Here is a 15504-nt window from a genome sequence, read left to right on the forward strand (position 1 = left end):
GTGATTTTTAAACACATTTTGAAACTGAATAACAGCTTTTGATTAAGAACCACAGGCCTCACAAGCTTCAGGATTATCTAAAGAACATGTCATATCGGCTCTGTTTTGCGACTCTGCCTCAGTGAATGAAGCAGCGGATGCGGCTTGCTGTCTGGCATATTGCATTTCAGATTCATGCACGTTATTCGTCTGTTCAATAGCCACCTCTGCTTGTTTTTCAATGGTAAATTTAATGGCATCTGCAGCGGCTTTGGTACGCAAGTAATACATACCCGTTTTCAAACCTAGCTTCCAAGCGTGGAAGTGCATGGATGTTAATTTACCAAAGTTGACATCTTGGATGTGGATGTTCAAACTTTGTGATTGACAGATATAAGCTCCACGATCTGCAGCCATTTCTAAAATGGTTTTTTGCTTAATCTCCCAAACCGTTTTATAAAGATCTTTCAGGTCTTGAGGAATTTCTGGGATATTTTGAACGGAGCCATTCGCTGAGATTAGCTTGTTCTTCATGCTCTCATTCCACAATCCTAATTTGATTAAATCCTTTAATAAGTGCTTGTTAACAACCGCAAACTCACCTGACAACACACGACGTGCGTAAATATTGGAAGTATATGGTTCAAAACACTCATTATTACCTAAGATCTGGCTAGTAGATGCCGTTGGCATTGGAGCCACTAACAAGGAATTACGTACTCCGTTTTCTACAACTAGACGACGAAGTGTTTCCCAGTCCCAACGACCTGATTCTGGAGTTACACCCCACATATCGAATTGGAAAATACCTTTCGAAATAGGTGAACCTTCCCAAGTAGAATATGGTCCTTCTACTTTCGCTAGTTCCATAGATGCTTCCATGGATGCGTAGTAAATGGTCTCAAAAATATCTTTATTTAATTGCTTCGCTGCTTCTGACTCAAATGGCATACGCAACATGATGAAAACGTCAGCCAATCCTTGTACTCCTAATCCTATTGGACGATGGCGCAAGTTAGAATTTCTTGCTTCTGGAACTGGATAATAGTTAACATCAATAATCTTATTCAAATTACGGGTAGCCGCTTTGGTTACTTCGTATAATTTGTCGTGATCAAATGCCAAGATACCTTGCTCGTTCATGCGCACGTACTTAGGCAATGCCAATGAAGCCAAGTTACATACAGCTACTTCGTCTTTGGAAGTATACTCCATGATTTCAGTACATAAGTTGGACGACTTAATGGTACCTAAATTCTTTTGGTTCGATTTTTTGTTGGCATGGTCTTTGTACAACATATAAGGTGTACCAGTCTCTGTTTGTGATTCTAATACTTTAAACCACAATTCTTGTGCTTTTACCACTTGACGGGCTTTGCCTGCTAATTCATATTTTTCATACAATGCCTCGAACTCCTCACCGTAAGCATCTGAAAGACCTGGACACTCATGAGGGCAGAACAATGACCATTCGGCATTTTCTTCCACACGCTTCATGAATAAATCTGGAATCCATAGTGCATAGAATAAATCCCTAGCACGCATCTCCTCTTTACCGTGATTTTTCTTTAATTCTAAGAAATCAAATACATCAGCATGCCATGGCTCTAAGTACACAGCAAATGAACCTTTACGTTTTCCTCCTCCTTGATCTACATAACGTGCGGTATCGTTGAATACACGCAACATCGGGATGATACCATTGGAAGTACCGTTGGTACCTTTGATGTAGGAACCCGTAGCACGAATATTGTGAATGCTCAAACCAATACCACCGGCAGATTGAGATATCTTAGCCGTTTGTTTCAATGTATCATAAATACCTTCGATGGAATCATCTTGCATAGTCAATAAGAAGCAAGATGACATCTGAGGCTTAGGAGTACCTGCATTGAATAGGGTTGGTGTGGCATGTGTGAACCAACGCTCCGATAATAAATTATAGGTATCAATAGCTGCAGCGATATCTGCTCCATGAATACCTACCGCCACACGCATCAACATGTGTTGAGGACGTTCAGCGATTTGTCCCTCTAATTTTAAAAGATAGGATTTCTCTAATGTTTTGAATCCAAAATAATCATAACCAAAATCACGGTCATAGATGATAGCTTCATCTAGCTCGACGGCATTCTTCTTAATGATATCATAGATTTCCTTAGAAAGAAGGGCTGCATTTTGACCAGTTTTAGGATCAACATACGTATACAAGCGTTTCATCGTAGCCGAAAACGACTTCAATGTGTTCTTGTGTAAGTTAGAGATCGCGATGCGGGCTGCCAGCACAGCATAGTCTGGGTGCTTGGTGGTTAATGAAGCCGCTGTCTCAGCCGCTAGATTATCCAACTCGGTGGTCTTAACACCGTCGTAAAGCCCTGTAATCACTTTTCTAGCAACCTCTAGGGGTTGAACAAAAAATGGATCCAAGCTGTAGCAAAGCTTCTCAATTCTTGCTGTGATTTTATCGAACTTGACAGATTCGCGTCGACCGTCTCTTTTAATTACGTACATACTTTATATATTAGAAAATTAGCGTCTCAATAATTCAGCTTACAACCCTTTTAAAGCACAAAAGATTCCCGCTCTAGAAAATTTCTCATCTAAAATATTCAAGTTTTTATGACTTGAAAAACGGTTGGCGGTTTTGTTTGTAAGCTTTAACTTCATCCAAGGATTGCATACTCCTTGGGGGGTTGGGCACTACGTAAAATTAGAAAAAAAGAACCCCGCTTGCAAACTATTTTTTCATCAAAAAAAAATAAAAAAATAGGCTTATTTGAAATGCAACATTCAATTAACCTAATGTCAATTCGTTACGACATTTGCGTCTTTGAAAAGTACCAGAAAATATTTTTTAAGATTTTTTTAAGCCTCAAAATATTGGCAAAACACCTAAAAAATTGTTACGCATTTTTTTGGATTTACTTATTAAATCTGTAATTTTGCATCCCAAATTGATGGAACTACATCCCACAGATCCATTTACAAAATAACGAGACGGCAGGGAATCGTCATTATACTACCCAACATGAAAAAAGACATTCATCCGGAATACAAAGAAGTTGTATTTCACGATTTATCAGCAGATTACAAGTTTTTGACTCGTTCTTGCGTTAATACAACTGAAACAACAGAATTCGAAGGAGCTACTTATCCTGTATTTAAAATTGAGGTTTCATCTCAATCACACCCTTTTTACACAGGTAAAAACGTGTTATTGGATACTACAGGTCGTGTGGATAAATTCAACAAGCGTTACGCTCAGAAAAACTAATCCAAACAAAATCATTACCTTGGCCTCCTCGAACTTATTTCTTGGAGGCTTTTTTATTGTATTTTTGTCGCATGTTGGAAAACATCAACTTCTTTAATGACCCTCTCTTGGTGCAATCCATGCGGCCATTAAGTTATTACCGCCCCCTCCATCAATTATGGCTTGGAACAAGCGCCATACAAGATAAATGGGGCAAATTTAATCAGCTATCATCTACATCAGCCACCCATGTGACCATTCTCGGTTCACTACTGCCTGATAATCAAATAGCTGAAGCTATTTCGCAATTACCCGATAATGTCCAGCTGGTTCAAGGTCAACAGGTTTTAGCCTTTACTAGTTCAAGCGCCAAAAATGATTTTGCCCCCTCATCCTCCCGCAAATCCATCGAATATTCTGGAAAAGCGCGTTGGATACAGCATCCAGAGGATTTATTGCTGCATCAACAGCTGAGCCTTGTCCAAGAAATAGAACCTGCGCCTTTTGATATTGAAAAATACCAGTCTTTAGGTAATATCATTCTATCTCCTGAGAATTGTTTCATTCATGCCAGCGCCCAACTTAAGGGATGCATGATAGATGCCAGCTCGGGGCCTATTTATATCGGTGAAGATGTTAATCTACAAATGGGGACGATCATTCAAGGACCTGCAGCCATTTTAAAAGGGGCAACTAGTAACCTAGGAGCCAAAATAAGACCAAATACCACCATTGGCCCTGGTTGCAAAGTAGGAGGAGAAATCAACCACTCCATTTTCTTTCCTTATAGTAACAAAGCCCATGAAGGATATATAGGAAGTTCTGTGATTGGATCCCACAGCAACTTGGGAGCTCTCACCAGTAATTCCAATATAAAAAATGATTTAAAGCCTGTTTCAATTTTTGATTACCCAACATCGTCACACAGAAATACAGGATTGTCGGCCCTAGGCCTCATCATGGGCGATTTTGTCACAACAGGAATCCATAGTAAGTTCAATACAGGTAGCATGATTGGTTGCCATTGTAACATCAGTAGCCAAAGCTTTTTACCGAAATTCATCCCATCCTTTACTTGGGGAGAATACCCCAATATTCATACCTATAAAATGGAAAAGGCCAGGGAAGTGGCTCAACAATGGATACATTTAAAACATCAAACCATTCCGGAAAATCTCGCCGCGGTGATGGAAGAAATTTGGAAAGAGGAGGCTTCTTTCCGAACTTAGCCTTTTCGTTTACTCATTTCCAAAGGCATGCTTTTTAAGGATATTCCAGGCTTATCTGAAATCAAAAAAACTTTGAGTTCAGCCGTGCAAAATCAGCACATTGCCCATGCTCAATTGTTTCACGGCCCCTATGGTGGTCCACAATTAGCCATGGCCCTGGCATTTACTACGTATTTATTCTGCACCAACAAACAAGGAGATGATGCCTGTGGCGTTTGTGCAAGTTGCCAAAAAATGAAAAGAGCCGTTCACCCCGACTTGGTTTTTCTTTTCCCAACCATAGTAACTAAAAAATTTAAAGAGCCTGAATCAGACTTATTTTTACCTGAATGGAGAAATTTCATTGCAGAATCCTGCTACCGTACATTACCGGAATGGTTGGGATTTTTAGGAGTTGAGGGAAATAAACAAGGAAATTTCCCTGTGGAGGAAACGCGTAAATTAATCCCTAAAATAAGTCTCAAGCCTTTTGAAGCTCCTTTCAAGGTGGTGATTTTATGGAACCCTGAATCTTTAAATGCTTCATCGGGCAATGCCTTATTAAAAACCTTAGAGGAACCACCTTCTACCACCTTATTCCTATTAGTATGTTCAGAGCCTCAGAAACTATTGGCCACCATACTTTCTAGAACGCAACGTATTAAAATCCCGATGGTGGAGGAGCAAGCTTTGGCCGATTTTTTAGTTGAACAATCGGCCATTGATCCTGAAAATGCCCTGCAATTGGCCCAAAGCTCAGAAGGGAATATTTCTTGGGCTCTGGAAAAATCCAAAACAGAAAATTTAAGTACATCCACCTGGTTTGCGGAATGGATGAGAGCCATCTATTCAAAAAATTTAAGTAAGTTGGTTATTCTGGCAGAGCAGTTTGATGGTTTTGCCAAAGAAGAGCAAAAAGGCCTTTTGGAATATGGATTGCATATTTTAAGGCAGTGTTTATATCAAATTTCTGGAACTCCAGAACTGATTAAATCATTGGAAAAAGAAAAAAAATTCATTGATAATTTTTCAAAAACTTTAAGCCAAGAGAAAATAGAAAAGATGTCCAACAAGGTCTCTGATGTACATTACCATTTGGAAAGGAACGCCAGAGCAAAAATGGTTCATTTGGATTTATCCTTACAATTTGTCCGCATTTATCATGCACCCAAAAACGCCTAGTCATGCAACATATAAGAATAGGAACTAGAAATTCAGCATTAGCGCTTTGGCAAGCGAATCACATTGGCCATCTGTTGGAAAAAGTAGGCTTTAGCTATGAACTCAGGGCAATAAGTACGATAGGAGATCAAGTGCTGGACCGATCCCTTTCCAAAATAGGCTCCAAAGGTGTTTTCACGGAAGAATTGGAAACCATGCTGCGTGAGGGCGAAATTGATATCGCTCAACATTCCGCCAAAGATTTACCTTCCCATTTACCCGAAGATTTAGAATTAATCGCATTTACGGAGAGGGAGGCAGCTCATGATGTGGTACTTAGTTTAGACGCTAGTCTGCAATTACAAAGCCCCAAAAAATTACGTATAGGAACCTCCTCTACTAGGAGAAGGGCCTTTCTACAACATTTTTACCCTCAACATGAATTGGTAGAAATGCGCGGCAACCTTCAAACGCGCCTTGAAAAACTAAAGCAAGGAACTTGTGATGCCATGTTACTGGCCTATGCTGGGGTTCATCGCATGGATATGGGTGCTTACATCACGGAGCATTTATCCATTGGCCAATTTGTTCCAGCGGTTGGCCAAGGTTCTGTAGCGATTCAATGTTCTATCCATTTAGATCCTAGCCTAAAAGAACAAATTAGGTTGGCTTGTAACCATACTACCACTGAGACCTGTTTATTGGCAGAGCGAAGTTTATTGTATCAACTTGAAGGCGGATGCAGCGTTCCTGTATATGGACATGCCATCGCCACAGGAGAGAATATAGCCTTGACGGCTGGCGTATTAAGTTTAAATGGACAAGAAAAATTGGAATTCACCCAAATTGGAACGAATCCTCAAATTTTAGGTGAACAATTAGCAGGAGATTTGGTAAATTCGGGTGCTAGAAAAATCCTTCAAGCTATTAGGGCGGAGTTAAATCCATAATCTTGTTGAAATTTCGCATGAAAAAAAGAATATTAATTACTGGTTCCAATGGCTTATTAGGTCAAAAGTTAGTCCAATTGCTCATCAAGCAGTCGGATGTTGACTTATTAGCAACTGCCAAGGGGCCAAATCGACTTGCGTCTACTACAGGGTATACTTACGTATCCTTGGATATAACGCAAGAAAGCGAAGTAATGGATGTTTTTCAGACCTATCGACCAGATGTATTGATTCATACAGCAGCCATGACCAATGTGGATACTTGTGAAGTTGACCCTGCTGGTTGCGAATTACTGAATGTGACTGCCGTTAGGTATTTAATACAAGCTTGTGAGGCGCAGGGCACTTTTATGTGTCATTTATCCACGGATTTCATTTTTGATGGAGCAAATGGCCCCTATGATGAGGAGGCTCAACCAAATCCTATTTCCATTTATGGAGAGAGTAAATTAGCTGCAGAAAAATTACTTCAATCTTCTTCAATTCGTTGGGCCATCGCCAGAACTGTGCTTGTATTTGGCATTGTTCAAGATATGAGCCGCACGAATATTATTTTATGGGTAAAAAAATCTTTGGAGGAAGGTAAAACCATTCAAGTCGTAACCGATCAATTCCGTACACCTACCCTAGCCGAGGATTTGGCCATTGGCTGCTGGTTGATTGCACAAAAAGAAGCAGAAGGAATTTTTAATATTTCGGGTTCAGATTTTTTAACACCTTATGAAATGGCCATCAAAACGGCCAATTTCTTTTCATTGCCATTGGAATTAATCAAAAAGGCTGATTCCTCTACTTTCCAACAAGCTGCCAAGCGACCACCGCGAACCGGTTTTATTTTAGAAAAGGCAAAAAAAATCCTAGGGTATCAGCCTAGGAGTTTCGATGAGGGAATTGCTTTGGTTGCAGAACAAATACGTACTTAGTCCTCAGAAGATGAAACTTCTTCATCTGTATAAGTAGTGGCTTCTTCCTCGGAAGATTTAGCTAATAAGGTATCTGCTTGAAATTTGGCATTTTCTTCTTGTAAGGTTTTCCAAAGTACATCTTTTAATTCTTGTATACCTTCTTGAGTAATAGAAGAGATGAACACTACCGGTAAATCTGATGGAAGGCTAGCTCGAATTTCTTCTTGCATTTCTGGAATAGAAATATCCATTTTAGAAACCACTAATACACGTTGTTTCTGTAATAATTCAGGATTAAATTTCTCTAGTTCTCCTAAAAGAATTTCGTATTCTTTTCCCCAATCTTTGGCATCCGACGGAATCAAAAAACAAAGAATGGAGTTCCGTTCAATGTGACGTAAAAAGCGAAGACCTAAACCTTTTCCTTCGGAAGCCCCTTCAATAATTCCTGGAATATCTGCTACTACAAAAGATTTATAATCACGATAGGCCACCACACCTAAATGAGGTACCAAGGTGGTGAAAGGATAATCAGCAATTTCAGGCTTGGCAGCAGAAAGCACGGAAAGCAGTGTGGATTTCCCTGCATTTGGGAAACCTACTAAGCCTACATCAGCTAATACTTTTAACTCCATGATAACCCATCGATCTTGCCCTTCTTCACCCGGTTGAGCATGTCGAGGAGATTGATTGGTGGAAGATTTAAAGTGGGTATTCCCCATACCCCCTCTTCCACCTGGGAGCAATAATATCTTTTGACCTTCTTCGGTAACCTCCGCTAAAAACTCATTGCTTTCTGCATCTTTGACGATGGTTCCCAAAGGAACTTCGATATAAATATCTTCACCTTCAGCACCTGATCTTCTACCTCCTTCGCCACCTTTACCATTATCGGCAATGATGTGTTTTTGGTATTTTAAATGAAGTAAAGTCCAGAGTTGAGAATTCCCAACCAAATAGATATGTCCTCCTCGACCGCCATCACCACCATCGGGTCCACCTTTAGGCACGTGTTTTTCACGGCGGAAATGGGAAGATCCGAACCCTCCTCTACCAGAGCGGACATTTATCTTGACGTAATCTATAAAATTGGATGTCATAAGGTATTATACCAGGCTATTAACCTTCAATGATGCGGACAATTTGTCCAAATATTTCTTCAATTTCGCCGATACCATTGATTCCTTGGAATTTTCCTTGGGAGGCATAGTATCCTGCTACTGGAGCTGTCTTTTCTCCATATTCTTGTACTCGCTTACGAATTAAGTCTTCGTTTTGATCGTCAGGTCTTCCTGAAGTTTTGCCGCGTTCTAATAAACGCTGGGTTAACTCCTCCTGATTTACTTCCAAGGAAATCATGTGTTTAATGGAAAGCTGATGACCCGCTAATAGCGTATCCAATGCCTCAGCTTGGGCTACAGTTCTAGGAAAACCATCAAAAATAAATCCAGAAGCACCTTTATTTTCATTCAATTTATTCTCAATCATCCCAATAACTACTGAATCAGGAACAAGAATACCTTGATCCATTAATTTCTTAGCTTCTAGACCTAAGGTGGTCCCTGCCGTAATTTCGGCACGCAACAAATCTCCTGTAGATAAATGGATTAAACCATATTTATCAATCAATTTAGCTGATTGCGTTCCTTTTCCAGCCCCTGGAGGCCCAAATAGTACAAGATTTAACATAAAGTATGAAAATGGTTGACTGTTAAACAAGATTAAAAATAGAAGAACAAAGGTAATCAATGCCAAAGGATAAAACCACCTTTATCTAAAATATACCTTGTTAGCCTAAGTTGCTGATAGTAAGAAAGGTATATTAAATAAGTGTAATTTTTTTACGCTTATGTGCAATACTTTAGGCTGAAAAGGCTAACTTGCAGGCGATTGAGTAGATAAAAGAACATTTTTTATCGACAAAATCAAATTTTCACTCAAATCTTATACTAAATGAAAACAAATTTCTACGTAAGCAGAGTGGTCTTCTTAATGGCTTTAATGCTATCCCTTTCTTGGGTAGCTTGGGGTCAGGACCGAAAAGTATCTGGTACTGTACAGGACGCTAAAGGCGACGGTATTCCAGGAGTATCCGTCTTAGTTAAAGGTACAACCACCGGAACTACAACCGATGGTAATGGAGCATTCTCCATTAATGTAAAAACAGCCAATGCTGAATTAACATTTAGTTCAGTTGGTTATGTGGCAAAGACTGTTGCAGTAGGTAACAGATCAAGCATCAGCGTTTCTTTGGATGAAGATGTTAGCCAATTAAGCGAAATCGTTGTGACAGGTTATGCCTCGCAACGTAAAAAAGACATCACTGGTGCGGTAGCAGTAGTTGGTTCGAAAGAATTAACGGCTGTTCCTTCTGCTTCAGTTACCCAAATGTTACAAGGCCGTGCGGCTGGTGTAACTGTAGGTAATGATAACTCTCCAGGTGGTGGTACGATGGTGCGTGTACGTGGTTTTGGATCCATCAATAATAACAGTCCACTGTATGTTATTGACGGCGTTCCAACGCAAGGTACTTTGAACCAAATCAACCCAAATGATATTGAGTCCATGCAAGTATTGAAAGATGCCTCTGCGGCTTCTATCTATGGTGCTCGTGCTGCAAACGGTGTTGTGATTATCACAACTAAACGTGGTGGTGAAGGTGAGCCAAAAATCAACTTTGACATGTACACTGGTACACAAGATGTTGGTAAAACATTGGACTTATTGAACACGAAAGAATTAGGTCAGTACTACTATGAGTCTGAAATCGGTGCAGGTAAGCCAGCTGGAACTTCTCCATCTGTTCAATACCGTTTTGGTGCTGATGGTACACAAACAATTGCCGATTATATTTATCCAAACGTGTATGGAGCTTTACCAGCTAACTATACTTACACCAACGATATTACTGATCCAAACTTAGGTAAAACAGCTTGGAACATTACCAAGGCAAATAAAGAAGGTACTGATTGGCAAAAAGTTATTTTTGGACCTGCTAAAATCTCTAATTATCAAATTGGTGCTACAGGCGGATCTAAAAATGGTAAATATGCTATCTCTGGTTCATATTTTAGCCAAGATGGTATCATGAAATATACTAGCTACCAACGTTACTCTGTTCGTGCAAACACTGAGTTCAAAAAAGGTAACTTGACTTTCGGTGAGAACTTTACTGTTTCTTATGATGAAAGAGTAGGTGTTCCTTCAGGAAACAACAACGAATCAAACCCAATCATGTTTGCTATTCGTATCCAACCAATCATTCCGGTTTACGATATCACAGGTGGACCAGTTGCCTTAGGAGGCACGAACTCATCTAACTTGAATGGATTTGCAGGTTCTCGTGGTTCTAACTTAGGTAATGCTCCTAACCCATTTGCTCGTCAGTGGAGAGAAAAAGACAACCCAGTAAAAGGTAGCCACATTTTTGGTAACGTATTCTTAGAATATGAAATCATCAAAGATTTGAAAGCTCGTACAAGTTTAGGTTTTGAATACAATAACTTCAACCAATCGGCATATTTTAACCGTGATATTGAAGCTGCTGAAGCTAGAAATGCTAACAGTTTAACTGTTTCTAATTCTTATGATCGTGCCATTACTTGGTATAATACCTTGAACTACAACAAAACGATTGGAGATCATACCTTCAACGTATTGGTAGGAACTGAAGCTGTATCAACTTATGCATTTGGTTTTAGTGCCGCTCGTTCAAACTTTGCTTTTGATGATTTGTCATACCGTTATTTGAATAATGGTTCTGCAGCAGGTTTATCGAATGCTGGAGCGGGTGCAACTCAAACGGCATTGTTCTCTCAATTCGGAAAGGTAAACTACTCATATAAGGACTTCTTATTGGCAGACTTTACTTTACGTCGTGACGGTTCATCTCGTTTCTCTTCGGCATACCGATATGGTACTTTCCCTGCATTCTCAGTGGGTGCTCGTTTGACAGAATTGGCTTTCATGAAAGATTTAACTTTCATCAACGACTTGAAAGTACGTGCGGGTTGGGGTAAAACTGGTAACCAGTTAATTCCAAACGTATTCAACGCATATACTTTGTTTACTCCAGATCCTAACAATAACGCATACGATATCTCAGGTTCTAGTAATTCAATCTCGTCAGGTTTCGACATCGCTCAATTTGGTAACTCATTTGGTCGTTGGGAAACAAATACATCCACTAACATTGGTTTTGATGGTAGTTTGTTCAACAACAAATTGGATATTGCTTTTGACTGGTACTCACGTACTACTTCAGATATGTTAACTCAAGTGCCAATTCCAAGAACTGCTGGTACTGCTTCTATTCCTTATGTTAACATTGGTGAAGTAAACAACACAGGTATTGATATCAACGTAACTTACCGTAACCAAATTGGTGATGTAAGATATTCGATCTCCGGTCAATATAGCCAATACAAAAACAACGTAGTGAAATTGAACGATGATCCTAAAGCTTCTATCTTTGGATTCTCAACACGTCTTCCTGCCATCTCAGTAACAAGAGCTGGTTTGCCAATTGCTTCTTTCTTCGGATATGTAGTAGATGGTGTTATCAAGGATGATGCTGAAGCTGCTTCTGCTGTTCAAATTCCTGGTTATACTCGTGCGGGTGTATTCAAATTCAGAGATGTAAATGGAGACGGTAAAATTAATGCTGATGACAGAACAATCATAGGTAACCCTCACCCAGACTTCACTTATGGTTTGAACTTAAACGTAGGTTACAAAAACTTTGACTTGACTGTATTTGCTCAAGGTGTTCAAGGAAATGAAATTTTCAACTACTTGAAATACTGGACAGATTTCAACACATTCCAAGGAAACCGTTCTAAGGATATGTTATACAACTCTTGGAAGAAGCAAGGTGACGTAGCTCAATTGCCACGTTTAAACTCAAATGACACTTTCAGTCAGCAGATTTCTACTTACTTCGTTGAAGATGGATCTTATACTCGTATCAAGAACATCCAATTGACTTACACTGTACCTTCTAGTGTTACTAAGAAGTTAAAGTTAAGCTCTTTACAAGTGTATGTTCAAGGTCAAAACTTGTTCACATTTAGTAAGTACAAAGGCCTAGATCCAGATATCAACTTGAGAACTTCAGGTAATGACAACCAAGATATCCACATGGGTATTGATGAAGGTGCATTCCCTGTGGCTAAATCATACAATGTTGGTTTAAGAGTAGGATTTTAATCTAGATATTATTTGAAAATAAATCATAAAAAAATGAAAAAGTTAATCATATTCGCATTAGTAGCGACCGTCGGACTGAGCACTTCTTGCTCAGATAGTTTCTTCGACATTCAGCCACAAGGAGCGGCTTCATTAACCTCCTTGAGCAACAAGAATGGAGTGAATGCATTATTGATTGGAGCGTACTCATTATTAGACGGAGTTGGTGCCGGTAATACAGGTCGTCAATCAACTATCTCCAATTACGTATTTGGTGGAATCACTTCTGGTGATGCCGTTAAAGGAACAGATGCTGGTGACCAGCCAGAACAAAGTTTCATTGAGCAATTTAACTGGTTGTCAGATAATACCTATTTCCTAGGTAAATGGCAACATACATACGATGGTGTTGCTCGTGCAAACGAGGCTATCCTTTTAGCAAAAAGTACTGACGTAAAAGACATGACTGATGCTGAAAGAACTCAAGTAGTTGCGGAAGCTCGTTTCTTACGTGGTCACTATCACTTTGAAGGTAAAAAGATGTGGAACATGGTTCCTTACATCGACGAGACTATCTACAAGCGTGATGATCCTAACTCAACTAAAATTCCAAATGATAAAGACATTTGGCCAAACATTGAGGCGGATTTCAAATTTGCTATGGAAAACCTTCCAGCTGTTCAAGCTCAAAAAGGTCGTGCTACAAAATGGGCTGCCATGACATATTTAGCTAAAGCATATATTTTCCAAAAGAAATGGGCTGCTGCTAAAACATTGTTAGAAGATGTTTACAAAAACTCAGGCAAGAAGTTAGTTACTAACTACCATGATAACTACAGAAATACAACGAACAACAACATTGAGTCAATCTTTGAAGTTCAATTCTCTGTAAACGACGGTTCTACTGGTAACAACGGTAATGTAGGTGATAACCTAAACTGGCCATATTCAGCTAATGCTCCAGGTCGTGGATGTTGCGGATTCTATTTACCATCTCAAAACTTGGTAAATGCATTCAAAACTTCTTCTGATGGTTTACCATTAATTGGAGATAAAGCGGATGGTACAGCAGATACTTACAACATGGTTGACCTTCCTAACGATCAAGGTATTCGTTCATCTACCATTGAATTCAACTTGAATAAATCTATTCCTGTTGACCCTCGTTTAGACTGGACAGTGGGTCGTCGTGGTGTTCAATTCTTAGATTGGGGTGTAATGCCAGGTTTCCCTTGGATTCGTGACCAAAACTACTCTGGTCCATATACAGGTAAAAAATGGATGTACTATTTAGCTGACGAAGGTAGTTCAACTCACTCTACTTCTAAGCGTGCAGTTAATAACAACTACCGTTTGTTGAAGATGTCGTCTGTTATCCTTTGGTTAGCTGAGTGTGAGGCTGAATTAGGTAACTTAAGTGGTGCTGAAACTTACGTTAACATCATCCGTAACCGTGCTAAAAATGGTTCTGTACAAGATCCAACTGTGAATTATGTTGTTAATCCTTATCCAACAGGTACATTCGTTGCTAAAGGAAAAGATTATGCATTGAACGCAGTACGTATGGAAAGCCGTTTAGAATTTGCCATGGAAGGTCACCGTTTCTTCGACTTAGTTCGTTGGGGAATTGCAGGTCCTTACTTGAACAAGTACATGGCTGAAGAAGCTAAAAACGGTACTGATATGTCAGGAAGAACCTACAACAAGAGAGGTTACTTAGCTGGTAAATCATTTACTACTGGTAAAAACGAATATTTCCCTCTTCCAAATGATGAGATCTTAAACTCACAGAAAGACGGAAAGCCAACATTGAAACAAAATAACTACTAGTCGTTTATTTCATGTTAATTAAAAAAGTCAGGACAGCCGTCCTGACTTTTTTTTGTACATTTTACACATCAAAATTTAGACTATGAAATATTTACCCATTTTCGCAATTATGGTATGTAATCTTACTGCCTATTCCCAAATCCCAGCTGGTAAAAGTGTCATCAGTTCTTTGCATATTTTTGATATTAAAACAAAAAAAAGCCAAGAGATTCTGAAAGAACATCGTCACTTTGAAGCGCCCAATTGGTCCGTAGATGGTTCTCATTTACTTATCAATAGTGCCGGTTTAATTGAAAAAATTAGTCCATCAGGTGATAAACTTGGGATTTTGCCTACGGGAAGCATCCAAAAGTGCAATAATGATCATGGTTATAGTTTTGATGGGAAAACACTTTACATTTCCAGTTCAGACCCGAGCTCAGGCATAAGTGGTTCCCTTATATTTAAAGTAGGAAGTCAAGGAGGTCAACCCATCCGATTAACGAATCAAGCTCCCTCCTATTGGCACGGCATCTCACCAGATGGAAAGACCATGGTCTATTGTGCCGAGAGAAATAAAAACTATGATGTATATGCCATGGATACACAAGGAGGACCAGAAATTAGACTAACTACCGAAGAGGGTTTAGACGATGGGCCGGAGTATAGTCCGGATGGAAAATACATCTACTTTAATTCTTTTCGTACGGGTAAAATGCAAATCTGGCGAATGCGTCCAGATGGCAGCCAAGCCGAGCAAATGACATTTGATGATTATTCTACCTGGTTCGCACACATCAGGCCTAATGGAAAAGAGGCTGTCGTGATAAGCTACATAGAGGATCAGAAACAAAGCCATCCATTTGGCCATCAAGTCAAACTCCGATTGCTACATTTGAAATCTAAAAAAATCCAAGATTTAACCGAGGAATTTTATGGAGGTCAAGGTAGTATCAATGTTCCATCTTGGTCTCCTGATGGTTCTAAATTTGCTTATGTTCGTTACGAACTCGAAGACAAAAAACCTTAATCATCAGCTAATTCCGTATATT

11 protein-coding genes are annotated in these 15504 nt (G+C 39.4%); 8 read left to right on the forward strand and 3 right to left on the reverse strand.

All coding sequences use genetic code 11. From position 1 onward, the window contains the following. Nucleotides 1-42: 42 nt before the first annotated feature. Nucleotides 43-2490, reverse strand: coding sequence for a ribonucleoside-diphosphate reductase subunit alpha (locus tag SKC36_RS07380; RefSeq protein WP_459453458.1), 2448 nt, complete (start codon nucleotides 2488-2490; stop codon nucleotides 43-45). Nucleotides 2491-3007: 517 nt separating this feature from the next. Between SKC36_RS07380 and SKC36_RS07385 the strand changes: the two genes are divergently transcribed. From SKC36_RS07385 to SKC36_RS07405, 5 genes are all read left to right on the forward strand, one after another. Then, complete coding sequence (locus SKC36_RS07385) at nucleotides 3008-3253, forward strand: type B 50S ribosomal protein L31 (protein WP_109323601.1); 246 nt, start codon at nucleotides 3008-3010, stop codon at nucleotides 3251-3253. 71 nt (nucleotides 3254-3324) lie between these two features. Continuing rightward, entirely contained in the window at nucleotides 3325-4461 is a 1137-nt protein-coding gene (locus tag SKC36_RS07390) for a putative sugar nucleotidyl transferase (RefSeq protein WP_459465447.1), read from the forward strand. Between the two features lie 27 nt (nucleotides 4462-4488). Further along, the gene (locus tag SKC36_RS07395; RefSeq protein ID WP_459465450.1) at nucleotides 4489-5622 is read left to right on the forward strand and encodes a DNA polymerase III subunit; all 1134 of its coding nucleotides are present in this window, start codon (nucleotides 4489-4491) and stop codon (nucleotides 5620-5622) included. 2 nt (nucleotides 5623-5624) lie between these two features. After that, entirely contained in the window at nucleotides 5625-6551 is a 927-nt protein-coding gene (gene hemC, locus SKC36_RS07400; protein WP_459465452.1) for a hydroxymethylbilane synthase, read from the forward strand. A 17-nt stretch (nucleotides 6552-6568) separates the two neighbouring features. Then, the gene (locus SKC36_RS07405; RefSeq protein ID WP_459465454.1) at nucleotides 6569-7474 is read left to right on the forward strand and encodes an SDR family oxidoreductase; all 906 of its coding nucleotides are present in this window, start codon (nucleotides 6569-6571) and stop codon (nucleotides 7472-7474) included. Here SKC36_RS07405 and obgE read toward each other — a convergent pair. Together obgE and SKC36_RS07415 are read right to left on the reverse strand one after the other, a co-directional pair. Continuing rightward, the gene (gene obgE / locus SKC36_RS07410; RefSeq protein WP_459453453.1) at nucleotides 7471-8556 is read right to left on the reverse strand and encodes a GTPase ObgE; all 1086 of its coding nucleotides are present in this window, start codon (nucleotides 8554-8556) and stop codon (nucleotides 7471-7473) included. The genes SKC36_RS07405 and obgE overlap by 4 nt on opposite strands. A gap of 19 nt (nucleotides 8557-8575) precedes the next feature. Further along, nucleotides 8576-9145: an adenylate kinase gene (locus SKC36_RS07415; RefSeq protein ID WP_459453452.1), complete on the reverse strand. Its 570-nt coding sequence runs from the start codon at nucleotides 9143-9145 to the stop codon at nucleotides 8576-8578. A 264-nt stretch (nucleotides 9146-9409) separates the two neighbouring features. On the opposite strand from SKC36_RS07415, the gene SKC36_RS07420 reads away from it, so the two are divergent. From SKC36_RS07420 to SKC36_RS07430, 3 genes are all read left to right on the forward strand, one after another. Further along, nucleotides 9410-12664 carry a SusC/RagA family TonB-linked outer membrane protein gene (locus SKC36_RS07420; RefSeq protein ID WP_459453451.1) on the forward strand — a complete coding sequence of 1085 codons (3255 nt, stop codon included), beginning with the start codon at nucleotides 9410-9412 and terminating at the stop codon, nucleotides 12662-12664. A 33-nt stretch (nucleotides 12665-12697) separates the two neighbouring features. After that, nucleotides 12698-14473, forward strand: a complete 1776-nt coding sequence (locus tag SKC36_RS07425; RefSeq protein ID WP_459453450.1) for a RagB/SusD family nutrient uptake outer membrane protein — start codon at nucleotides 12698-12700, stop codon at nucleotides 14471-14473. Nucleotides 14474-14555: 82 nt separating this feature from the next. After that, complete coding sequence (locus SKC36_RS07430; RefSeq protein WP_459453449.1) at nucleotides 14556-15482, forward strand: TolB family protein; 927 nt, start codon at nucleotides 14556-14558, stop codon at nucleotides 15480-15482. The last annotated feature ends 22 nt before the right edge of the window (nucleotides 15483-15504 follow it).

This window comes from Aquirufa sp. OSTEICH-129A, assembly GCF_054558355.1.